This is a genomic window from Flavobacterium ranwuense (assembly GCF_004349315.1).
Lineage (GTDB): Bacteria > Bacteroidota > Bacteroidia > Flavobacteriales > Flavobacteriaceae > Flavobacterium > Flavobacterium ranwuense.
Map to the genome: position 1 here is coordinate 145,554 of NZ_SMLH01000001.1, position 21,714 is coordinate 167,267.

Here is a 21,714-nt window from a genome sequence, read left to right on the forward strand (position 1 = left end):
AATGAAAAAGCGTAGATTAAGTTTCTGGGAAATTTGGAACATGAGTTTTGGATTTCTGGGAATACAGATGGGTTTTGCCCTTCAAAATGCTAATGCCAGTAGAATTCTTCAAATTTTTGGTGCTGATGTCCACGAACTTTCCTGGTTTTGGATCATTGCCCCTTTAATGGGACTTATTGTTCAACCTATAATTGGACACTACAGTGACAAAACTTGGGGAAAATTTGGAAGAAGAAAACCTTTCTTTTTAGTCGGTGCTTTATTAGCCTCAATTGGTTTAATATTAATGCCCCAAGCCGAAATTTTTATTGCGTTTCTACCTGCCTTATGGGTTGGTGCAGGAATGCTGATGATTATGGATGCTTCCTTCAATATTGCTATGGAACCTTTCAGAGCATTAGTAGGGGACAATTTAAGAACAGACCAGAGAACTTTAGGATTTAGCGTGCAAACTGCCTTAATAGGTTTTGGCGCCGTTATTGGCTCTTTGTTACCCTATGTTTTGACGAATTGGTTTGGCGTTTCAAATAAAAATGAAGATAGTGGCGTTCCTATGCACTTAATTTTATCTTTTGTCATTGGAGCAATCATTCTTGTCGCTTCAATTCTTGTTTCCATTTTTACTACCAAAGAATATTCTCCGGAAGAATTAGCCCAATTTGAAGACGAAATGGCGCATCAAGAGACGAGAGTTTCTGATACCAAGGAAAAAGAATCGAGTTTATTAGACATTTTTGACGATTTTAAAAAAATGCCTACTACAATGAGACAATTGAGTTGGGTGCAGTTTTTCTCTTGGTTTGGTCTTTTCGGAATGTGGGTTTTTACTACCCCTGCAATCGCCCATCACATTTATGGCTTACCGATTACTGATAGTAAAAGTGAAGCGTATCAAAATGCCGGCGACTGGGTTGGTGTACTCTTTGGTATTTATAATTTAGTTTCCGCGTTCTATGCTTTTGCTTTACCCTATATCGCAAAAAAATTCGGAAGAAAACTAACCCATTCTATCTCGTTAATTATTGGTGGTATTGGATTGATTTCCATCTATTTTGTACCCAATGAAGACTGGCTAATCCTTTCTATGATAGGTGTTGGCATTGCATGGGCGAGTATTTTATCCATGCCGTATGCCATATTAGCCGGGTCAATATCTCCAATGAAAATGGGAGTTTACATGGGGATTTTTAACTTCTTTATCGTTATCCCTCAAATTATCAACGCCTTAATCGGCGGACCATTAGTAAAATATTTATATAATGACAATGCCATATTTGCATTAGTCACTAGTGGAGTCAGCTTCTTGATTGCTGCTGTTTTAGTAGTTAAAGTACAAGATGTTGATGACGTAATAAAACAATAATCAATGACTAAAAAAGCATTTATATTCGACTTGGACGGAGTGATTGTTGACACGGCTAAATACCATTATTTAGCGTGGCAAAAAATCGCAAATGAATTAAATATTGAATTTACACTGGAACATAATGAATTATTAAAAGGAGTAAGCCGCGTACGCTCTTTAGATATTATATTAGAATTAGGAAAAGTGGAAGCTTCACAAGAAGATAAAAACAGATGGTTAGTTCAAAAAAATGAAGATTATTTATCCTATTTAGTTGACATGAACGAGAACGAAATTCTTCCGGGAGTTTTCACCATTTTAAAATTTTTGAAAGAAAACAAACAACCAATAGCATTAGGTTCTGCCAGTAAAAACGCCAGACCCATTCTGGAAAAAACCGGAATAATATCCTATTTTGACGCTATTGTCGATGGAAATGATGTTTCAAATGCAAAACCGGATCCTGAAGTTTTCCTGATTGCGGCTAAATTATTAGGAACAAAACCAGAAGATGCCATTGTTTTTGAAGATTCAGTTGCAGGAGTTCAAGCGGCTAATATTGGAAACATGACCAGCGTAGGAATCGGTGAGGCAGCGATTTTACATGAAGCAAAATACATATTTGAAGATTTTACTAAAATTGACTCCAACTTTATTGAAAAATTAATAAACAACTGAGAATTAAAAATTAAAAACTAGAATCAAAAATTATTTGAGATTAATATTAGCATTACAATCTTTAAATTTTAAAATTTTTGACTCTTTAAATTAGAAAAGATGAATCAAGATTATATAAAACCAGATAATTGGTCAATCATAGAAGAAGGATTTGATGTAGAGAACGTAAAATCATCTGAGAGCCTGTTCAGCATTGGTAACGGGGCTATGGGACAACGTGCTAATTTTGAAGAGAATTATACTGGAGAAACATTTCAGGGAAGTTACATCGCCGGAATATATTATCCGGATAAAACTAAAGTGGGCTGGTGGAAAAACGGTTATCCGGAATATTTTGCCAAAGTTTTAAATGCACCCAATTGGATTGGAATCGACATCGAAATCAACGGAGAAAAATTTGATTTAAATACCTGTTCAGAAGTCAAAAACTTTCGTCGTGAGCTGAATATGAAAGAAGGTTGGTACAATCGTTCTTTTGAAGCCACTTTAAAAAACGGAACTGAAATCGCCGTTACTATTCGTCGTTTCCTTTCTATCGTTTTAGATGAAGTTGGGATTATTAATTACGAAATCACACCTTTGAACAAAGATTCAAAAGTAGTGTACAAACCGTACATCGACGCTGGTGTAACCAATGAAGATGCCAACTGGGAAGAAAAATTCTGGGAACCGCTTGACGTAAAAAAGTCTGGAAATGAAGCTTTTGTAACGGCTCAAACGTTCAAAACACATTTCAAAGTAACTACTTTCATGCAAAATAGTATTTTGACTAATGGTGAAAAAACAGCTATTTCTCCTTCCAACATTGATGCGACATTCGATAAAATTCAATTTAGTTACGATGTAATTGTGGCTCAAGGCCAAAAATCATCCATTCAAAAAATTGGTGGTTATACCGTTTCATTGAATCATGAAAACACAATTACAGCTGCAGAAAAAGTAATCCAATCTGCAATAGCAAAAGGATACAATCAAATGTTGCAAGACCAAATTGATGCTTGGGCAAAAATTTGGGAAATGTCAGATATTACTATTGACGGCGATATAAAAGCACAGCAAGGGATTCGTTTCAATATTTTTCAGTTGAACCAAACTTATTTAGGAAAAGATTCCCGTTTGAATATTGGACCAAAAGGATTTACCGGCGAAAAATACGGAGGTTCTACCTATTGGGATACTGAAGCGTATTGTATTCCGTTTTATATGGCGACCAAAGATCAGGAAGTGGCTCGAAATTTATTGACGTACCGCTACAATCAATTAGACAAAGCCATTGAAAATGCTGCTAAATTAGGATTTACTAACGGCGCCGCTTTGTATCCAATGGTAACTATGAATGGTGAAGAATGTCATAACGAATGGGAAATTACTTTTGAAGAAATTCATAGAAATGGAGCCATCGCATTTGCTATTTACAACTTTTACAGATACACTGGCGACTATAGTTATATTCCTGAAAAAGGACTGGAAGTATTAATAGGAATTGCACGTTTTTGGCATCAAAGAGCCAACTTTTCAACGAATTTAAACCAATACGTAATTCTTGGCGTTACGGGTCCAAACGAATATGAAAACAACATAAATAATAATTTTTACACCAATTATATTGCAAAATGGTGTCTGGAATATACCTACGAACAAATTCAAAAAGTGTCTCTGGAATATCCTTCTGATCACAAGAGAATTACCGAAAAAGTAAAAATATCGGATTCCGAATTACAATCTTGGAAAAAAGTTTCGGACAATATGTACTTCCCTTTTTCGGAAGAACATAACGTGTACTTACAACAAGACGGTTTCTTGGACAAAGATTTAGTTCGAGTAGCTGATTTGGATAAAAGCCAAAGACCAATCAACCAAAAATGGTCTTGGGACAGAATTCTTCGTTCTCCTTATATTAAACAAGCCGATGTTTTACAGTGTTTTTATTTCTTCGAAGATCATTTTTCGAAAGAAGAACTGAAAAATAATTTTGAATTTTACGAATCGTTTACGGTTCATGAAAGTTCACTTTCGCCTTGCGTACACTCGATTCAAGCTGCCTTATTAGACAAAATGGATATGGCGTACACGTTCTATTTGAGAACTTCGCGTCTGGATTTAGATGATTATAATAAAGAAGTGGAAGAAGGTTGTCATATTACATCAATGGCAGGAACTTGGATGAGTATCGTAGAAGGTTTTGGCGGAATGAGAATTAAAGAAGACATGCTCCATTTTTCTCCAAAAATCCCAAAAGAATGGGAAGGATATTCGTTTAAAATTAATTTCAGAAATCAAATTTTAAAAATAGCTATCAATCATAAGGAAACAACTTTTTCAATTGACGGCAACAAAGAATTGAAAATCATAGTAAATGGTCAGCCTGTAATCGTTAAGTCTCAGAATCTAGTTACTGTATAATAAACAATTGCTAGAACTTGTAGTTAATTCTATCATTTTGTCTCAAACCTCACTGGGTTTACTAACAATCCCAATAAACATTGGGATTGTTTAATTGTTAATCCGTTCTTAAATCAAAACGGGCTGTAAACAATACACATTTAAACGTCACTGTTGTATAAAGCGCATTGCGTTTATTTTTACTATAATTAAAAAAATTATTAATCATAAAATGTATTTAATCATGAAAAAAACAAGTCCTTTACTATTCATAAACAGGAGCTTTCTAAAAAAAACAACCCTATTTCTTTTTTTTATGACTTTAACATTAAATGCCCAGATTGACAAAGTCGAACCGCCTTTTTGGTATGCAGGAATGCAAAATCCAGAATTGCAAATTCTTTTTTATGGTAAAAACATTGCTCAATACCAAGTCACTGTTTCTAATGGCATAAAAATAACCAACGTTAAAAGAACGGAAAACCTCAACTACATTTTTGTTACCATTGACACCAAAAAAGTGGTGGCATCTGATTTCGTTTTTACTTTTAAAAACAACGGCAAAGAAACGTTTACACAAAAATACAGTTTGCAGCAAAGAAGAGAAAATTCTGCTCAACGCAAAAGCTTTGACTCTTCGGATATGATGTATTTGTTGATGCCAGATCGCTTTGCCAATGGAAACAGAAATAACGACAGTGAAAATACTACCCAAGAAAAATACAATAGAGAATTACCGGGCGGAAGACACGGAGGCGATATTGAAGGAATCATTAAAAACTTGGATTACATATCAGAATTAGGCGCAACTACCATATGGAGCACGCCACTTTGCGAAGATAACGATGCCAAACATTCCTATCACACCTATGGACAATCTGATGTTTATAAAATAGATCCACGTTATGGAACCAATGCCGATTATGTTCTATTGGCTGCTGAAATGCACAAAAGAGACATGAAACTGGTGATGGATTATGTGACGAATCACTGGGGAATTGAACACTGGATGATGAAGGACTTACCTACAAAACAATGGATCAATCAATTTGATACTTATACGCAAACCAATCATAAAAGAACGGTTATCCATGACACTAATGCTTCCGAAATTGATAAAAAAATCACAATAGACGGCTGGTTTGTTCCATTGATGCCCGATTTAAATTTGACGAATCCTTTAACATTAAAATACCTGATTCAAAATGCAATTTGGTGGATAGAATACGCCGATTTGGATGGTTTTAGAGTCGACACCTATAATTATTCAGATCCAAAAGGAATCGCAAAATGGACAAAATCCATAACCGATGAATATCCAAATTTTAATATTGTAGGGGAAGTTTGGATGCAAAGTCAAGCTCAAATGGCGTACTGGCAAAAAGACAGCAAAATAGGTCAAATTCAAAATTACAACTCGTATTTACCAAGTGTAATGGATTTTACATTATATGAGGCAACCAGCAAAGCTTTCAGTGAAGATGACGGTTCTTGGGACAAAGGAATGATAAAATTGTATGACAATTTTACGAATGATTTTCTGTATCCAAATACCAATAACATGCTGGTTTTTGTCGAAAATCACGACACCAATCGTTTCAATCAAACCTATGGAAACGACATCAGAAAATACAAAATGGCAATGACTTTAATGGCTACCATTCGTGGAATCCCTCAATTGTATTATGGAAGCGAAATAGGCATGGCCGGTGATAAAAACAAAGGCGATGCGGATATTCGTCAAGACTTTCCGGGCGGTTGGGAAAGTGATCAAAATAATGCTTTCACCAAAGAAGGAAGAACTCCGGGACAAAATGATTATTTTGATTTTACTTCAAAATTATTCAATTGGAGAAAAACAAAAGCGGCAATTCATTTTGGAAAAATGACACATTACATTCCTGAAAACAATGTATATGCTTATTTTAGATACAACACGGATGAAACGATTATGGTTTTAATGAACAACAGCAATGAAACCAAAACTGTAAACACACATCGTTTCAAAGAAAATATAAAAGACTTTAAAACAGGAAAAGATGTCATTTCTGAACTTACATTTGACGTTACAAACGAAATTATTATTGAACCTAAATCGGTTTTGATTTTAGAATTGAAGTAATGTAAACCACATAAAACAGCTAAGAAAATAATCATTTAATGCTAAAAAAAATGAAAAAATATTCTATCCCACTTTTACTATTAACCATGACAATTCTAAGTAGTTGCTCCAGTACAAAAACCGTTTCCGATAATACTAAAACACCTTTCGTTTGGGAAGGAGCGAATGTTTATTTTCTAATGACAGACCGTTTTAATAATGGTGACACTTCAAATGATATAAACTTCAATAGAACCAAAACAACAGGAAAACTTCGTGGTTTTGAAGGTGGTGATATCAAAGGGATTTCTAAAAAAATTGAAGAAGGTTATTTTGATAAATTAGGAATCAATGCCATTTGGTTTACACCAATAGTGGAACAAATCCACGATGGCGTTGACGAAGGAACCGGTTTGAGTTATGGATTTCATGGCTATTGGACCAGAGATTGGACGAACTTAGATCCTAACTTTGGAACCAAAGAAGACTTAGCAGCATTAGTTCAAAAAGCACACGCACATGGAATCCGAATCATCCTTGATGGTGTAATCAATCATACCGGACCCGTAACTGCAGAAGATACGGTTTGGCCAAATGACTGGGTGAGAACAGGACCAAATTGCGATTATAAATCGTTTGAAAACACAACCGCTTGTACACTGGTTTCTAATCTTCCGGATATAAAAACAGAGAGCAATCAAAATGTAGCGTTGCCATCTTTTTTAATCGAAAAATGGAAAAAAGAAGGACGTTATGAACAAGAAATAAAAGAACTGGATGCATTTTTTGTTCGTACCGGATATCCCAGAGCGCCAAAATATTACATCATTAAATGGTTGACCGATTATATTGTGGATTACGGAATTGACGGTTACAGAGGTGACACCGTAAAACATACCGATGAAACGGTTTGGGCTGATTTTAAAATCCAGTGTGATTATGCTTTTGAAACTTGGAAGAAAAACAATCCGACAAAAATTTTAGACAATAATGCTTTTTACACGATTGCCGAAGTATACAATTATGGCATCAGCGGTGGACAAGATTTTGATTTTGGAGATAGAAAAGTAAACTATTTTAAAAATGGTTTCAACAACATGATCAATTTTGAGTTCAAATGGGATGCGCAAAAAGACTATGAATTTATATTTTCCAAATATTCAAACAAGTTGAACAATGACTTGAAAGGATATAGTGTTTTAAACTATTTATCTTCCCATGATGATGGTGGACCATTTGATGGAAATCGTACCAAAACTATAGAAAGCGGTACAAAATTATTATTGAGTCCGGGACTTTCTCAAGTGTATTATGGTGATGAGAGTGCACGTTCCTTAGTTATCGAAGGAACAAAAGGTGATGCTACATTGCGTTCTTTTATGAATTGGGACGCTATTAAATCAAATCCTGAAACACAAAAAACACTGTTGCATTGGCAAAAACTGGGTCAATTTAGAAAAAACCATCCCTCTGTTGGAGCAGGAATTCACAAACAAATTTCGGCTCAACCGTATACTTTTTCCAGAACTTTTTCTAAAGGAGATTATTCAGATGCAGTAGTTGTTGGATTAGATTTAGCGACTGGTACAAAAGAACTTTCTGTAGGTTCTATTTTCGCAGATGGTACATCATTAAAAGATGCGTATTCTGGAAAAGAAGTACTTGTTACTAATGGAAAAGTGACAATCGATTCAGAATTTGATATTGTTTTATTAGGATTGAAAAAATAATTTCAAAATAATTTCAAAATAATTTCATCAAAACGCCTTTAGAAATGAAGGCGTTTTTTTTTATGTTTACCTTTACCAAAAAATAAAAGGCAATGCTCAAAATTGGACATCGTGGCGCAAAAGGATATGAACCCGAGAACACCTTTGTTTCGTTCCAGAAAGCATTAGACATGCAAGTGGACGGCATTGAGCTCGACGTGCATTTGAGTGCTGATGGCGAATTAATGGTTATTCATGACGAATCCATTGACAGAACAACCAATGGAAAAGGATTTGTAAATACATTATCTTTGCGCGAATTGAATGCTTTTCGAATAAATAGAGAACACAAAATTCCAACGCTGAAGGAAGTTTTTGATTTGGTAAACCAAGATTGTTTTATCAACATTGAACTCAAAAGCTATGAAGCGACAGAGAAAGTAGTTTCACTGATTGAAAAATATGTCACTAAAAAAGGATGGAAATACGATTGTTTTTTAGTTTCCAGTTTTGATTGGAACGCGCTGCAACAAGTGGCCTTTTTAAATGATAAAATTCCAATTGGCGTTTTAACAGAAACCGATTTAGACTTGGCTTTGGCTTTCGCCAAATTCATTCAGGCAAAATCTATTCATCCTCATTTTCACTTATTGACAAAAGAAAACACGGCCAAAATACAGGAAAAAGGATTGCAGGTTTTTCCTTGGACTATCAATGAATTAGAAGATATTCAAAAAATAAAAACATTCAACGTAAACGGAATCATCACTGATTTCCCAAATAGAATATGAACCAGAATTTCGATATAATAATAGTAGGCGGTGGTGCAGCAGGATTTTTTACAGCAATCAACATTGTAGAAAAAAATCCAAAACTAAAAGTTGCCATTTTGGAACGTGGTGCAGAAGTGCTTAATAAAGTTCGTATTTCTGGTGGTGGAAGATGCAACGTGACGCACGCTTGTTTTGAACCTAATGAACTAGTGAAATTTTATCCTCGAGGCGAAAAAGAATTGCGAGGTCCTTTCCATCAGTTTTGCTCCGGCGACACGATTGAATGGTTCGAAAAACATGGAGTAGAACTAAAAATTGAAGCAGACGGGCGTATGTTTCCTGTTTCGAATTCCTCACAAACGATTATCGATTGTTTCCTAAAAGCCAAGCAAAAACTAGGAATTGCAGTACTTACAGGACAAAGTGTGCAGTCTATTTTTAAGAAAGAAAACACATGGAAAATAGAAACGCAAAGTGAAAACTATCTAGCTGAAAAATTAATTCTAGCCACTGGAAGCAATCCTAAAGTATGGGAAATGTTGCAGACTTTTGGGCATGCTGTTGTTAGTCCGGTTCCTTCTCTATTCACTTTTAACATCAAAGATTCCAGAATAAAAGAATTGCCCGGAGTTGCTGCCCAAGTTACCGTAAAAGTAAAAGACACCAAACTCACCTCTACAGGACCTTTATTAATTACCCATTGGGGAATGAGCGGTCCGGCGATTTTGAAACTCTCCGCTTGGGGCGCCCGAATCTTACATGACAAAAATTACCAGTTTACCATTTTTGTAAATTGGTTAAATGATGAAGACACCGCGGATGTCGAGAAAAAGCTAAAAGAATTAAAACAAGAACACGCGAAAAAATCGGTTTCTAAAAAATCACCTTTCGAATTAACCAATAGGTTATGGGAAAGTTTAGTACTCGCCTCAGGAATTGAAGTTGAAACTAAATGGGCGGATTTATCTAAAATTCAATTGCAAAATTTAGCCAATCAATTGACAAATGGCACCTTTCAGGTGAATGGAAAAAGTACCTTTAAAGAAGAATTTGTCACTGCAGGCGGAATTGATTTAAAAGAAATCAACTTCAAAACCATGGAAAGCAAACTACACGAAAATCTTTATTTTGCTGGAGAAATCGTGAATATCGATGCGATTACGGGAGGATTCAATTTTCAGAATGCGTGGACAAGCGGGTTTATTCTTGCAAACAACATATAAAAAAAGCTCTCCAACGAGAGCTTTTTAAATTTTATTTTTTTCCACCAATATGTACATTTTGCCAATCTTTCAGCTTTTTCCATTTTCCTTCAAAGGCTAATTTTGACTGATGCGGCCAAGTTTTCGGGTCATGAACAACAAACTGTTCTCCAGCCATATCCAAAATTTCCTGACACCGATTAACGGAAGTTTCTGAAAGCACTTCCCATGTTAAAATTCCATTAGCATTGAACAGCTCTTCAATTTTTGGACCAATTCCTTCAATGACTTTTAAGTCATTTTCTTTTACTTTTTTTCCAAAATCAGAGGATGCTAAATCCGCATCAAAAGGAACATAAGCCCCTATAAGTCCAGAATTAACTGCTTGTGGTGCTACAAAGCTGCTGCTTTTAGCTTTTAAAGTTGCTAACTCAGCCTCTAGCTTAGATGATTTGGCTCTGCAATTGTCTAATTCTAGTTGCAAGGCGCTTAAATTGTCTTTGCCGGAGGAAAGTATTTTTCCAAGTAAATAGCCTAATACTGCGCAAACTAAGCCTACTCCAACCGGGATTAATATACAAGGTGAATTCATAATTATAATTTATTAAGTTAATTTATTAGTCTATTATAACAACAAAGTCTGTTTTTAGCTCTACTCCTAGTGCTCAAAGTCTCTGCCTTTGAGGATGTGTTAACCAGTCTTAGACTGACACAAAGATCGAAGATTGAAAAACAAACCAAAAACAAGGTCGATAAAAACCGAAAGTCACTACCTTAAAGTCAGAGACTTTGTGGTGCGGCCGGTTCGGTAAATTTAACAACTAACTCAAAGTTACTAAAAATCAATTAGTTATATTAAAAAAAACTAAGAAATCAGTAAAAATAAATTTAAACTATTTTTATCTATTCAACCACCAAATACTCGCTTTCAAAACGGCTGCAAAACTTTAATTAAGAGAACTTTAGTTTTTGATTAACAAGAATTTATTATTCTGTTTTTATTTTCATAGAATGATTTGAATATGTTTGTAATCAAAATATTACGAATGATTAAAAACTACTTTTTTGTTTCCTTACTGGTTTTTGTATTTCAATCTAGTTTTTCACAATCAGAAAAATCAATTAAGGGTATTGTTTTGTATGAAAAATTTCCTGTCGGTAAAGTCGAAGTTGCTAATTTTAGTTCTAAAAAAACTACCATTACAAACGCAGCTGGGGAATTTTTTATAGTAGTAAAAACGGGAGATGCACTCGTTTTTGTCTCAAAAAACCATGATATCAAAAAGATTGTAGTGGATAAAAACACCTTTGACAAAAATAATCTTATTATTTCATTAACACTTAAACCCGAAGAGTTAAAGGAAGTCGTAATTACAAAAATTCCTTCTATTCAACTAAGTACAGATAAAGCGTATGAACAAGGAAAGCTGGATAAATTAGCTTTAGAGAAAGCCGCAAAAAGGCTAAAAACGGGTGTTTACGATGGAACTATTGAAAATGGGATGGATTTGATGCGAATTGGCGGAATGATTTTTGGTTTATTCAAAAAAGAAAAAGAGCCCGTTAAAAAAGCTGTTCCAAAAATTCAATTCAAAGAATTAGCAAAAAGCACCTGTGATCAAAAATTTTATCTTCAAACTTTAAAATTAAAACCAGACCAAATAAACCTGTTTCTCGAATTTTGCGATGCCGATCCAAAATCAAAAACAGTAGCCGAAAGCAACAATGTTCTGAGTGTAATGGATTTTTTACTTTCGAAAAATATTGAATTTAAAAAACTATAAACGGAATACTATCGATTCAACCACCAAATACTTCCATTTAAAACGGCGGCAAAACTTACCCAAGCCAAATACGGAAGCAATAAATATCCTGCAATTTTATTGATTTTGGCAAATTGAATGTATGTTTCATATATCATCAACCACAATACTATAATTTCTAAACCGGCTAACATTGGGTTGTGCAATCCAAAAAATAAATAGGACCATAACGCATTTAGTGCAAGCTGAATGGCAAAGAAAACCAACGCTTTTTTTACGATTTCTTTTTCTGCTTCTATTCGATCCCAGACTAATCCGGCCGCGACCCCCATCATCACATACAACATGCTCCAAACTGGTGCAAAAACCCAATTAGGTGGATTAAAACTTGGCTTTACTAAGGTCGGATACCATGTTGTAATTGAGGAACGAGTAACAATTCCGGAGAAATAACCAATCGCAAGACAAGTGACAACAACAGCTAATATTCGGGTAATTTTATTCATTTTATGTTTTTCTAATGTGCGCCAAATTTACTCAAAAGTTTAGTACAATTCGATAATTAAACAAATCTGCTTGTAAACCAAAAAAAGTATCTTTGCGTAAATTTTTAAATTCATGATTTCAGCAAACGATTTTATTCCATCAAAATATACGCATTCGGTTGAAGAAGGAAATTTTCAATGGAGTGCACCCAGTAACATTGCACTTGTAAAATATTGGGGCAAAAAGGACAATCAGATTCCAGCCAATCCTTCGGTGAGTTTTACCTTGAATAATTGCAAAACCATCACTAAGTTGGCTTTTGCCAAAAAACAAAATGATGGTACATTTTCCTTTGATTTACTTTTTGAAGGACAACCAAAAGAAGATTTCAAACCAAAAATCCAAAAATTCCTGGAGCGAATTGAAATCTATTTACCATTCTTGAAAGACTACCATTTTACGATTGACACAGAGAATACCTTTCCGCACAGTTCCGGAATTGCTTCATCAGCATCAGGAATGGCGGCTTTGGCAATGAACCTGATGAGTATTGAGAAAGCGTTATACCCTGAAATGACCGAGGAGTATTTCTATCAAAAAGCGTCTTTATTAGCGCGTTTGGGTTCCGGAAGCGCTTGTAGAAGTGTAAAAGGAAGCGTAGTAGTTTGGGGAAATCATACAAATATCTCCGGAAGTTCTGATTTATTTGGAGTGGAATTTCCAAATGCCATTCATGCTAATTTCAAGAATTTTCAAGATACCATTTTACTGGTTGACAAAGGTGAAAAAAAAGTTTCAAGTACTGTTGGACATGATTTGATGCACAACCATCCTTTTGCCGAAAGGCGATTTGCACAAGCGCATGAAAATTTAGACCAACTGATTACCATTTTTGAAAGTGGGGATTTAGAGGAATTTATCAAAATTGTAGAAAGTGAAGCCTTGACTTTGCATGCCATGATGATGACTTCAATGCCTTATTTTATATTAATGAAACCGAATACTTTGGAGATTATAAATGCGATTTGGAAATTTAGAAATGAGACTAAAATTCCGGTTTGTTTCACGCTGGATGCCGGTGCAAATGTGCATGTTTTATATCCTGAAAATGTTGCCAAAACAGTTTTACAATTTATTAAGAACGAATTAGTTGGCTATTGTCAAAATGGTCAGTACATTTGTGACGAAATTGGAAATGGAGCTATGTTGATTTAATTTGTTTTTTTCCTATCTTTAATTTTTAAAGAGCTGAAAATATGGACATTCAATCCGAAAAATTAGAATTGATCAAAATGTTGTTAGAAACTGACGACAAGACTATAATCGAGGCTATAAAAAACATTTTCAAAGCACAAAAAAAAGATGTTTGGAAAGAATTATCTCCCGAGCAACAGGAAGAAATTGATCTTGAAATTCAAGAGGCAAATCGTGGAGACCAAGTTGATTTATAAAAAAAATTATTTGTTGCAATATATAATTACCAACCCCAAATTGTTAATTTACAATCTAATATGAAAGGACCTTTATTTTACTCAAAAATATTACTCTTTGGAGAATACGGAATCATTCGTGACTCAAAAGGGTTGTCTATTCCTTATAATTTTTACAACGGTGCGCTTAAAAGAGATGAAAATCCGTCTGAAGAAGCCATCAAATCAAATGGAAATTTGAGACGTTTTGTTATCTATTTGGAAACGTTACAAAACGAACAGCCTGATTTAGTCACTTTCGATTTAGATACGTTAAAAAATGATGTTGAAACCGGAATGTATTTTGATTCCAGCATTCCTCAAGGCTATGGTGTAGGCAGCAGTGGCGCACTTGTAGCAGCTATTTATGATAAATATGCACAAAATAAAATCACGGTTTTGGAAAATTTGACTCGTGAAAAATTATTGCAATTAAAAAACATATTTTCTCAAATGGAGAGTTTTTTCCACGGAAAAAGTTCTGGTTTAGATCCTTTAAACAGTTATTTGAGCATTCCAATACTTATCAATTCTAAAGACAATATTCAAGCAACAGGAATTCCGAATCAAAGTTTTGATGGGAAAGGCGCTGTATTTTTGTTGGATTCCGGTATTGTGGGCGAAACCGCTCCGATGGTCAACATTTTCATGGAAAACCTGAAAGACAAAGGTTTCCGTACTATGTTGAAAAATCAATTCGTAAAATATACTGATGCTTGTGTGGAAAATTTCCTTGGCGGTGACATGAAATCATTATTCATGAATACCAAAAAATTATCAAAAGTGGTTTTGAATAACTTCAAACCAATGATCCCGGAACAATTTCACGGAATTTGGCAACAAGGAATTGACAGCAATGATTACTATTTAAAATTATGTGGCTCTGGTGGTGGCGGTTACATCTTAGGTTTTACCGAAGACTTAGAAAAAGCCAAAGCTTCCCTGAAGGATTATAAACTAGAAGTAGTGTATCAGTTTTAAAAACTTCTAGCTTTAAACTCCTACAACTTTAAGCTGACAGCACAATTCTATATATTGAATGCTGTCCGTTTGTTATCCTTATTATTAGCATAAATTCCTTTTTGCTTTTTTGGGCAAAACTCTATTTCTCATTCGAAAATCATGAATTTACTGGACTAAAATTGTCTTATAACATTCGTATTTCTTGATGGTTCTGTGGCAATACCGTATATTGATCCGCCTGTTTTTTTTCAACAAAAAAACTTTGAAATAAAAATCAAATTATTCCACATAAAAAAATTGAAATAAATTTAAACAAAATCTTACATTTCGATAAAAAAACAGCTTATCTTTAAGCATCTGATTTTTTTTGCTCTTTTACTTACTAAAAACCTATATGTTTAAACGCAAGATTCTTGAAAAATATAAGCCACGCAATGTTTTCACTCCGCTGATTATAGTAATTCTATCTTGCTCTTCGCTGATTATTATCAACTACCTGACGATTAAAATCTTGTCCGCATCCAGAGCGTATGTAAATGGAGAATCCCATTATTCAAAAGGGCAAAAAGATGCAGCCCGCCACCTTATCACCTACCTTTATACTAAAGATCCCATTCAATGGAAATTGTTCAACGAAGAATTAAGTGTTCCGAAAGGAGATGGTATTGCGCGAATTGGTTTGACCAATAATGATGACATTAACACCATTGAAAATGGATTAAGGGCTGGCAGAAATCACGAGAAAGATTTGGATGATATGGTTTGGCTATTTAGACATTTCCACGCTGTTCCTTTCTTGGCAAAAGCTATTAATGAATGGAAAAAAGCGGACTATCTAATTGACCAACTTGCTTCGATTGGAAATGAAGCTAATAAAAAAATAAGCGGTAATACTTCAAAATCAGACGACAGGCAAAAAATTCTCCAAAGGATAAACATCATTACTGATAAATTAACAATAAATCAGCGTAATTTCTCTGATGCACTTGGAGAAGGCACTCGCTTAATTAAAACCTACCTTCTTTTTACCAATATCTTTTTTACTCTGATGATCATTGGAAGTGTAAGCCTTTACTATTCTGTAATGGTTAACAGACTAAGACGCTCGAAGCAGGAAACAGATGACAAGAACAGGAATTTAATAATTGCCAATAAGGAGCTTGACAAGTTTGTTTACAGTGCTTCGCATGATCTAAGGTCTCCTATCTCTTCTTTAAAAGGATTAATAGAAATTGTGAAATTAGAAGATGATTTGGATCAAATTAGGGATTATTTAGATCTAATGCATCAAAGCCTTGATAAGCAAGACCAATTTATAAGAGAGATAATTGATTATTCGAGAAATAAGAGAAAAAAAATAACCGTTGCTTCCGTTAGTTTAAATAAAGTTATAGATGAGATTATTGCTCAACATCTTTATATTAAAGGAACGAATGAAATTGCTATCAAAAAAGAATTGTCAGTTGATGAGGTTTATAGTGACGGTTTGAGACTGAAAATTATTTTAAATAATTTATTGTCAAATGCCATCAAGTATACTGACGAAAGCAAAGAAAAAAAGTACATTTCAATTAAAACGTATACCAAAGGAGAATTTTACAAAATAGAAATTGAAGACAATGGCATCGGAATTAATAATGAATACCATGTCAAAATCTTTGAAATGTTTTTTGTAACTAACAACAACAAGAAAGGCTCCGGTTTAGGCCTTTACTTAGTAAAAGAAGCTGTTGAAAATCTTAATGGAAGCATAAGCGTAAATTCGAAAATGAATATTGGAAGCAAATTTATAGTAACTATCCCGAAACAATATGAAGCCCAATTATAAAATTTTGATAATTGACGACAATACAATTGATCAAATTGTCACCAAACAATTGCTAAAAAAAACACTTGGCATAACTGATATAAGTACTACTAATAATGGTAAAGAAGGAATTCAATGGCTTAATAATCACAAAAAGAGTTTTGAAGAATCTCTAATTATTCTGTTAGACATTAAAATGCCGGAAATGGATGGATTCGAATTCCTTTCGGAATATGAAACGCTACCCGAAGAATTGAAAAAGGAAACTCAAATTTTCATGCTTTCCTCAACATTAGATCCTAATGATATTAGGCGGGCAAAAAATAATAAATATGTAAAAACGCTTTTAAGCAAACCTTTACCAATTAAAGAATTTGGAGAAATGATTTATCCTGATTCTTCTCCAAAATAGTACAATCCGTTTTTGAATCAAATGAAATCAGAATTATTACCAATGGATATGCCCGAAATAATCGTAGCATTTAGCAATTTCTCTTAAAAAAATTCTCGTGTGTGTGTTTTTGTAAAAAAATCAAGTTGATTTTAGAAACAAAATCCTAAATTTGAAGATAAATAGGCAAGTTTGCTATACCATTGTAAAAACTTGACAAAAAAACTACTACTAAAAAATGTTAAGCAGGCAACATAAGCTTTTAGTGATGAAGATTATTAGTTTATTCTCTGTTGTTAGAGGATATAACATTCCAATAATAATTTTGGCGCAATACCTTTCGGCGATATTTATTCTGGCTCCCGAAAAAAGAGCGCTGGATATTCTACTCGATTTTAATTTATTCATACTGGTTTTCGCTTCTTCACTTACTATTGCTTCGGGTTATATCATCAATAATTTTTATGACAGCCGAAAAGATTTAATCAATCGTCCTAACAAGTCGATGCTGGATCGATTAGTGAGTCAAAAAACAAAACTGAGCGTCTATTTTACACTCAATTTTATTGTGGCTTTAATGGCTTTGTTTGTTTCTTGGCGTGTATTTTTATTTTTTTCAGGATATATATTTTTCATCTGGTTTTATTCCCATAAAATAAAAAAATACCCAATAATAGGAAACCTGACAGCCGCTTTACTGGCAGTTTTACCCTTTTTTGCGATACTGTTGTATTTTTATACTCGGATTCCATATGAAGAGATTGAAAATTACAAAAGACAACTTGGAGTGATTTTCTCTCATGCTTCCTTTCTGTTTTTACTACTGTTGATTCGAGAAATGATTAAGGATTTAGAAAACCTAAAAGGCGACTTAGCCAATGACTATAAAACGATTCCGATTGTTTATGGTGAAGAAATATCAAAAAAAATCATTACTGCTTTGACAATTCTGACTGTTTTTCCAGTTTATGTTTTAATCGAAATTTACGATGTAGGTTACATGGATGTTTATTTTTATTCCTGTCTCATCAGTCTGATTTTTTTCTTGACTTACTTGTGGAAATCAAACACAAAAGCACAATTTTTATTGCTTCATAATGTCCTAAAATTCCTTATTGTCGCTGGTGTTTTTTGTATTGTATTGATTAATCCGAGTGTTTTGTGGCACGGAAAAAGATTATTGATGACGGTTTAGATGATTTCTGCTTTGGGATTATAAAAGGTTGAAAACAATTTTCTCAACAACTCTTAAATTCCTCCATTTGGTTAGCCCCGATTGAAATGGAATCCTTTTTCTTTTTTCTTTAAAAGAAAAAGATAGAGTGGAAAGCGGGAAATAGCTCCAAAAAACGAAACTAAAACGTATTAATTAGCTTATTAACTAGATAGTTAGCGTTTTTATAATTGGCTGTTATTGATTGTCAACTATATAAATAGTATCTTTGCACAAATTATTGGAATATTATGAATAACAAGGAAGGCAATAATAAGAAAAGTGGTCCTAGAGCAGCTAGCTCAAGACCAAGTTCAAATAAGCCAAAACCTGCCATGCAGAAGCGCGCTCAAGGGCCGAAAAAAGTTAAAGTAAATACTAAAGTTGCCGATATCGCTACTGATAAAGTAGAGAAAAAACCAAATCAAGCACCAAAGAGACCGAAAGTAAAAGACGAAATTCGTTTGAATAAATACATTGCTAATTCTGGTGCGTGCTCGCGTCGTGATGCTGATATTTATATTCAATCCGGGACGGTGAAAGTAAATGGAATTCCTGTTACCGAAATGGGATACATGGTAAAACCAGGAGATGTTGTAAATTTTGACGGTGCCACTTTGACACCGGAGAAAAAAGTGTACATCTTACTGAACAAACCAAAAAACTTTACTACTGCCATGGACGAAGGTCAGGAATATCGTAATGTATTGGAATTAGTTAAAGGTTCTACTACTGCAAAAATTGGCGCAGTGGGAAGAATGGACAAGAATACAACTGGATTGCTATTGTTCACAAACGATACGGATATGATCCGTAAGTTTACGTTACCAAGCCAAAAATCATCTAAAATTTACCAAGTTTCACTAGATAAAAACTTGAAATTTGAGGATTTAGAAAAAATAAACAAAGGTTTGACTCTTGACGGACACCGCGTTTTTGTGGAAGATGTAAGTTACATTGATGGTGAAGCAAAAAGTGAAATTGGGTTGCAATTAAGATCGGCTAACGTGAAAGTGGTTCGTTCCATTTTCGAACATTTCAGTTATGATGTGTTGCGAATTGACAGGGTTGCTTTTGCTGGTTTGACCAAAAAGAATTTACCAAGAGGAAACTGGAGATTACTTACTGAACAAGAAATTATCAATTTGAAGAACGTTTAATATTTCTTTGAAATTATAGCAATAAAATCCCTTTCGCATAAAGCGAAAAGGGATTTTTTAATTAAAAACAAATCCTAATTACCATGACACCAGAAAAACTACAATCAATTGCTTTTAAATGGTTTGAAACTTTTAATAATAAAGAATTAGAAAAATTATTGTCTTTATATGATGAGGATGCAGTTCATTTCAGTCCGAAACTAAAAATCCACAAACCAGAGACTAACGGTTTTGTTACTGGTAAAGAAGCACTGCGAGAATGGTGGCAGGATGCTTTTGAGCGTTTACCAAGTTTAAATTATAAAGTAAAATCATTGACCGCAAATGGCGACCGCGTTTTTATGGAATATATTCGAACGGTTGTTGGTGAAGAAGACTTACTGGTGGCGGAAGTTTTGGACATCAAAGAAAATAAAATAATTGCTTCTCGAGTATATCACGGATAAATTTTAAATATAATTTAAAAAAAATAAATTAGCTTTACGGTTGTTATAAATTCAAAAACTATGAAAAAGACATTATTATTTACTTTCTTACTATCATTGCTGATGATAAACTGCAAAAAAGAGGAAAAGACACAAGATTTTTCTGCGTTGACCAAAAGCTATTTTGACGATAGAAATGCGATGAGTCCTTTGGATGCAACGCAAAATGGTCAAAATGAGTATAACGACCAGTTGCAATTTGAAATGACGGACAGTTACAGAAAGTCGCAAGAAGCTTTTTTTGATAAATATCAAACTGCTCTAAAAACTATTGATAAAGAAAGTTTATCCGAAGAAGAAAAAAACAGCTACGAAATAATCAAATGGGAAGTTGAGATTGGTAAAGATTTATTGAATCAACCTACAAACCTCATGCCTGTACATCAATTTTGGGGAACACACCTAACTATGGGACAATTTGCGGGAGGAACCAGCGCACAACCTTTTAAAACAGAAAAAGACTATACTAATTTCCTAAAAAGAATGGACAAATATTCTGTTTGGATTGATTCTGCAATGGTATATATGAAGAAAGGAATAGCAAAAGGAATTGTACTGCCAAAATCATTAACAACCAAATTGATTCCACAATTTGCCGAAATGGCCACACCAAAAATTGAAGATAATTTATTTTACTCGTCGATAAAACTGATGCCAGCATCCTTTTCTGATGCTGTAAAAAAAGACTTAACCACAAAATACACGGCCACCATCAATGACAAATTGATTCCTCAATACATGAAAATGGCTGATTTCCTCACCAACGAATACCTTCCTGCCTCAAGAACAACCAGCGGAATAGGAAACTTCCCTTTTGGAAAGGATTTGTATGCCACGTATGTAAAACAATGGACTACAACCGAAATGACTCCAGAGGAAATTCATGAATTGGGATTAAAAGAAGTAGCCCGATTAAATGCCGAAATGGAAAAGGTAAAAACTCAAGTAGGTTTCAAAGGAACTTTAGTACAATTTTTCGAAGAAGTTAGGAACAAAAAAGAGCTAAAACCTTTCAAAAAACCAGAAGAAGTTATTGCTAATTTTCAAAGCATTTATACCCGAATCAAACCGAATGTAGACAAATTATTCGCACTGCAACCCAAAACAAAATTTGAAATCAGAAGAACGGAAGCCTTTAGAGAAAAAACGGCAAGTGCCGAATACATGCAAGGAACGGCAGACGGTTCGCGTCCCGGTATTTTTTATGTTCCAATCCCTGATGTAGCCAATTATAATCTTTATGGAGATGAAGATTTATTTTTACACGAAGCCATTCCAGGACATCACTTCCAAATTTCATTGCAACAAGAAAATGCCAGTCTTCCAGATTTTAGAAAATTCAATTGGTTTGGTGCTTATGGTGAAGGCTGGGCTTTATATACCGAAAGTTTAGGCAAAGAGCTTGGATTGTATCAAGATCCGTATCAATATTTTGGAATGCTAGGCAATGAAATGCACAGAGCGGTTCGATTAGTAGTTGACACAGGACTACATTCAAAAGGTTGGACTAGAGAGCAGGCTATCAAATATTCATTAGCAAACGAAGCCGAAAGTGAAGCTAGCATTATTCCGGAAATAGAGCGTTATATGGCAATTCCAGGACAAGCTTTGTCTTATAAAATAGGCCAGTTAAAAATTATAGAACTTCGTAAAAAAGCGGAATCCAAAATGGGTACAAAATTTGATATTAAAAAATTCCATGAAAAAGTATTAGAATCTGGGGTAATGCCTTTAGCATTATTAGAGATGAAAATTAATGCGTGGATAAATGAATCTAAATAATAAAA

At 34.2% G+C, this 21,714-nt stretch carries 19 protein-coding genes; 17 read left to right on the plus strand and 2 right to left on the minus strand.

Features of this window, described 5'->3' with window-relative positions:
* The first annotated feature begins 1 nt into the window (after window position 1).
* The 7 genes from E0I61_RS00600 to E0I61_RS00630 all read left to right on the plus strand — a co-directional run bounded on the left by E0I61_RS00600 (window position 2) and on the right by E0I61_RS00630 (window position 10,211).
* Window positions 2–1,363 (plus strand): MFS transporter, encoded by a 1,362-nt coding sequence (locus E0I61_RS00600; protein ID WP_132068713.1) that lies wholly within the window; start codon window positions 2–4, stop codon window positions 1,361–1,363.
* Between the two features lie 3 nt (window positions 1,364–1,366).
* Window positions 1,367–2,023 (plus strand): beta-phosphoglucomutase, encoded by a 657-nt coding sequence (gene pgmB / locus E0I61_RS00605; RefSeq protein ID WP_132068715.1) that lies wholly within the window; start codon window positions 1,367–1,369, stop codon window positions 2,021–2,023.
* A gap of 99 nt (window positions 2,024–2,122) precedes the next feature.
* A complete protein-coding gene (locus tag E0I61_RS00610; protein WP_132068717.1) occupies window positions 2,123–4,426 on the plus strand; it encodes a glycoside hydrolase family 65 protein in 2,304 nt (767 codons plus the stop codon).
* A 295-nt stretch (window positions 4,427–4,721) separates the two neighbouring features.
* Complete coding sequence (locus E0I61_RS00615; RefSeq protein WP_235832040.1) at window positions 4,722–6,527, plus strand: glycoside hydrolase family 13 protein; 1,806 nt, start codon at window positions 4,722–4,724, stop codon at window positions 6,525–6,527.
* A 50-nt stretch (window positions 6,528–6,577) separates the two neighbouring features.
* Window positions 6,578–8,236: an alpha-amylase family glycosyl hydrolase gene (locus E0I61_RS00620; protein ID WP_132068721.1), complete on the plus strand. Its 1,659-nt coding sequence runs from the start codon at window positions 6,578–6,580 to the stop codon at window positions 8,234–8,236.
* A gap of 92 nt (window positions 8,237–8,328) precedes the next feature.
* Window positions 8,329–9,006, plus strand: a complete 678-nt coding sequence (locus tag E0I61_RS00625; RefSeq protein ID WP_132068723.1) for a glycerophosphodiester phosphodiesterase — start codon at window positions 8,329–8,331, stop codon at window positions 9,004–9,006.
* Window positions 9,003–10,211, plus strand: a complete 1,209-nt coding sequence (locus E0I61_RS00630) for a BaiN/RdsA family NAD(P)/FAD-dependent oxidoreductase (RefSeq protein WP_132068725.1) — start codon at window positions 9,003–9,005, stop codon at window positions 10,209–10,211. Before E0I61_RS00625 ends, E0I61_RS00630 begins: the two co-directional genes overlap by 4 nt.
* Before the next feature lie 31 nt (window positions 10,212–10,242).
* Here the strand turns inward: E0I61_RS00630 and E0I61_RS00635 are convergent, their stop codons facing one another.
* Window positions 10,243–10,782 carry a hypothetical protein gene (locus tag E0I61_RS00635; protein WP_132068727.1) on the minus strand — a complete coding sequence of 180 codons (540 nt, stop codon included), beginning with the start codon at window positions 10,780–10,782 and terminating at the stop codon, window positions 10,243–10,245.
* Between the two features lie 454 nt (window positions 10,783–11,236).
* On the opposite strand from E0I61_RS00635, the gene E0I61_RS00640 reads away from it, so the two are divergent.
* Window positions 11,237–11,974 carry a hypothetical protein gene (locus E0I61_RS00640; RefSeq protein ID WP_132068729.1) on the plus strand — a complete coding sequence of 246 codons (738 nt, stop codon included), beginning with the start codon at window positions 11,237–11,239 and terminating at the stop codon, window positions 11,972–11,974.
* A gap of 8 nt (window positions 11,975–11,982) precedes the next feature.
* On the opposite strand, the gene E0I61_RS00645 is transcribed toward E0I61_RS00640, so the two are convergent.
* Window positions 11,983–12,459 carry a TspO/MBR family protein gene (locus E0I61_RS00645; protein WP_132068731.1) on the minus strand — a complete coding sequence of 159 codons (477 nt, stop codon included), beginning with the start codon at window positions 12,457–12,459 and terminating at the stop codon, window positions 11,983–11,985.
* Between the two features lie 112 nt (window positions 12,460–12,571).
* Between E0I61_RS00645 and E0I61_RS00650 the strand changes: the two genes are divergently transcribed.
* From E0I61_RS00650 to E0I61_RS00690, 9 genes are all read left to right on the plus strand, one after another.
* Entirely contained in the window at window positions 12,572–13,654 is a 1,083-nt protein-coding gene (locus E0I61_RS00650; RefSeq protein ID WP_132068733.1) for a diphosphomevalonate/mevalonate 3,5-bisphosphate decarboxylase family protein, read from the plus strand.
* A 41-nt stretch (window positions 13,655–13,695) separates the two neighbouring features.
* The gene (locus E0I61_RS00655; RefSeq protein WP_131991334.1) at window positions 13,696–13,890 is read left to right on the plus strand and encodes a hypothetical protein; all 195 of its coding nucleotides are present in this window, start codon (window positions 13,696–13,698) and stop codon (window positions 13,888–13,890) included.
* Between the two features lie 60 nt (window positions 13,891–13,950).
* Entirely contained in the window at window positions 13,951–14,889 is a 939-nt protein-coding gene (locus E0I61_RS00660) for a mevalonate kinase family protein (protein ID WP_131915547.1), read from the plus strand.
* Between the two features lie 376 nt (window positions 14,890–15,265).
* Window positions 15,266–16,699, plus strand: a complete 1,434-nt coding sequence (locus E0I61_RS00665) for a sensor histidine kinase (RefSeq protein WP_132068735.1) — start codon at window positions 15,266–15,268, stop codon at window positions 16,697–16,699.
* Window positions 16,683–17,090: a response regulator gene (locus tag E0I61_RS00670; protein WP_131991330.1), complete on the plus strand. Its 408-nt coding sequence runs from the start codon at window positions 16,683–16,685 to the stop codon at window positions 17,088–17,090. Before E0I61_RS00665 ends, E0I61_RS00670 begins: the two co-directional genes overlap by 17 nt.
* Window positions 17,091–17,307: 217 nt before the next feature.
* On the plus strand, window positions 17,308–18,264 hold the full coding sequence (locus tag E0I61_RS00675; protein WP_131991328.1) for a geranylgeranylglycerol-phosphate geranylgeranyltransferase: 957 nt from the start codon (window positions 17,308–17,310) through the stop codon (window positions 18,262–18,264).
* Between the two features lie 269 nt (window positions 18,265–18,533).
* On the plus strand, window positions 18,534–19,442 hold the full coding sequence (locus E0I61_RS00680) for a pseudouridine synthase (protein ID WP_132068737.1): 909 nt from the start codon (window positions 18,534–18,536) through the stop codon (window positions 19,440–19,442).
* A gap of 83 nt (window positions 19,443–19,525) precedes the next feature.
* Window positions 19,526–19,888: a nuclear transport factor 2 family protein gene (locus tag E0I61_RS00685; RefSeq protein ID WP_131991324.1), complete on the plus strand. Its 363-nt coding sequence runs from the start codon at window positions 19,526–19,528 to the stop codon at window positions 19,886–19,888.
* Window positions 19,889–19,948: 60 nt separating this feature from the next.
* Entirely contained in the window at window positions 19,949–21,709 is a 1,761-nt protein-coding gene (locus E0I61_RS00690; protein ID WP_132068739.1) for a DUF885 domain-containing protein, read from the plus strand.
* Window positions 21,710–21,714: the final 5 nt, after the last annotated feature.

Coding starts and splice junctions, on each gene's coding strand:
- E0I61_RS00600 (WP_132068713.1), top strand. CDS start 2: ATGAAAAAGCGTAGATTAAGTTTCTGGGAAATTTGGAACATGAGTTTT.
- pgmB (WP_132068715.1), top strand. CDS start 1,367: ATGACTAAAAAAGCATTTATATTCGACTTGGACGGAGTGATTGTTGAC.
- E0I61_RS00610 (WP_132068717.1), top strand. CDS start 2,123: ATGAATCAAGATTATATAAAACCAGATAATTGGTCAATCATAGAAGAA.
- E0I61_RS00615 (WP_235832040.1), top strand. CDS start 4,722: ATGACTTTAACATTAAATGCCCAGATTGACAAAGTCGAACCGCCTTTT.
- E0I61_RS00620 (WP_132068721.1), top strand. CDS start 6,578: ATGAAAAAATATTCTATCCCACTTTTACTATTAACCATGACAATTCTA.
- E0I61_RS00625 (WP_132068723.1), top strand. CDS start 8,329: ATGCTCAAAATTGGACATCGTGGCGCAAAAGGATATGAACCCGAGAAC.
- E0I61_RS00630 (WP_132068725.1), top strand. CDS start 9,003: ATGAACCAGAATTTCGATATAATAATAGTAGGCGGTGGTGCAGCAGGA.
- E0I61_RS00635 (WP_132068727.1), bottom strand. CDS start 10,782: ATGAATTCACCTTGTATATTAATCCCGGTTGGAGTAGGCTTAGTTTGC.
- E0I61_RS00640 (WP_132068729.1), top strand. CDS start 11,237: ATGATTAAAAACTACTTTTTTGTTTCCTTACTGGTTTTTGTATTTCAA.
- E0I61_RS00645 (WP_132068731.1), bottom strand. CDS start 12,459: ATGAATAAAATTACCCGAATATTAGCTGTTGTTGTCACTTGTCTTGCG.
- E0I61_RS00650 (WP_132068733.1), top strand. CDS start 12,572: ATGATTTCAGCAAACGATTTTATTCCATCAAAATATACGCATTCGGTT.
- E0I61_RS00655 (WP_131991334.1), top strand. CDS start 13,696: ATGGACATTCAATCCGAAAAATTAGAATTGATCAAAATGTTGTTAGAA.
- E0I61_RS00660 (WP_131915547.1), top strand. CDS start 13,951: ATGAAAGGACCTTTATTTTACTCAAAAATATTACTCTTTGGAGAATAC.
- E0I61_RS00665 (WP_132068735.1), top strand. CDS start 15,266: ATGTTTAAACGCAAGATTCTTGAAAAATATAAGCCACGCAATGTTTTC.
- E0I61_RS00670 (WP_131991330.1), top strand. CDS start 16,683: ATGAAGCCCAATTATAAAATTTTGATAATTGACGACAATACAATTGAT.
- E0I61_RS00675 (WP_131991328.1), top strand. CDS start 17,308: ATGTTAAGCAGGCAACATAAGCTTTTAGTGATGAAGATTATTAGTTTA.
- E0I61_RS00680 (WP_132068737.1), top strand. CDS start 18,534: ATGAATAACAAGGAAGGCAATAATAAGAAAAGTGGTCCTAGAGCAGCT.
- E0I61_RS00685 (WP_131991324.1), top strand. CDS start 19,526: ATGACACCAGAAAAACTACAATCAATTGCTTTTAAATGGTTTGAAACT.
- E0I61_RS00690 (WP_132068739.1), top strand. CDS start 19,949: ATGAAAAAGACATTATTATTTACTTTCTTACTATCATTGCTGATGATA.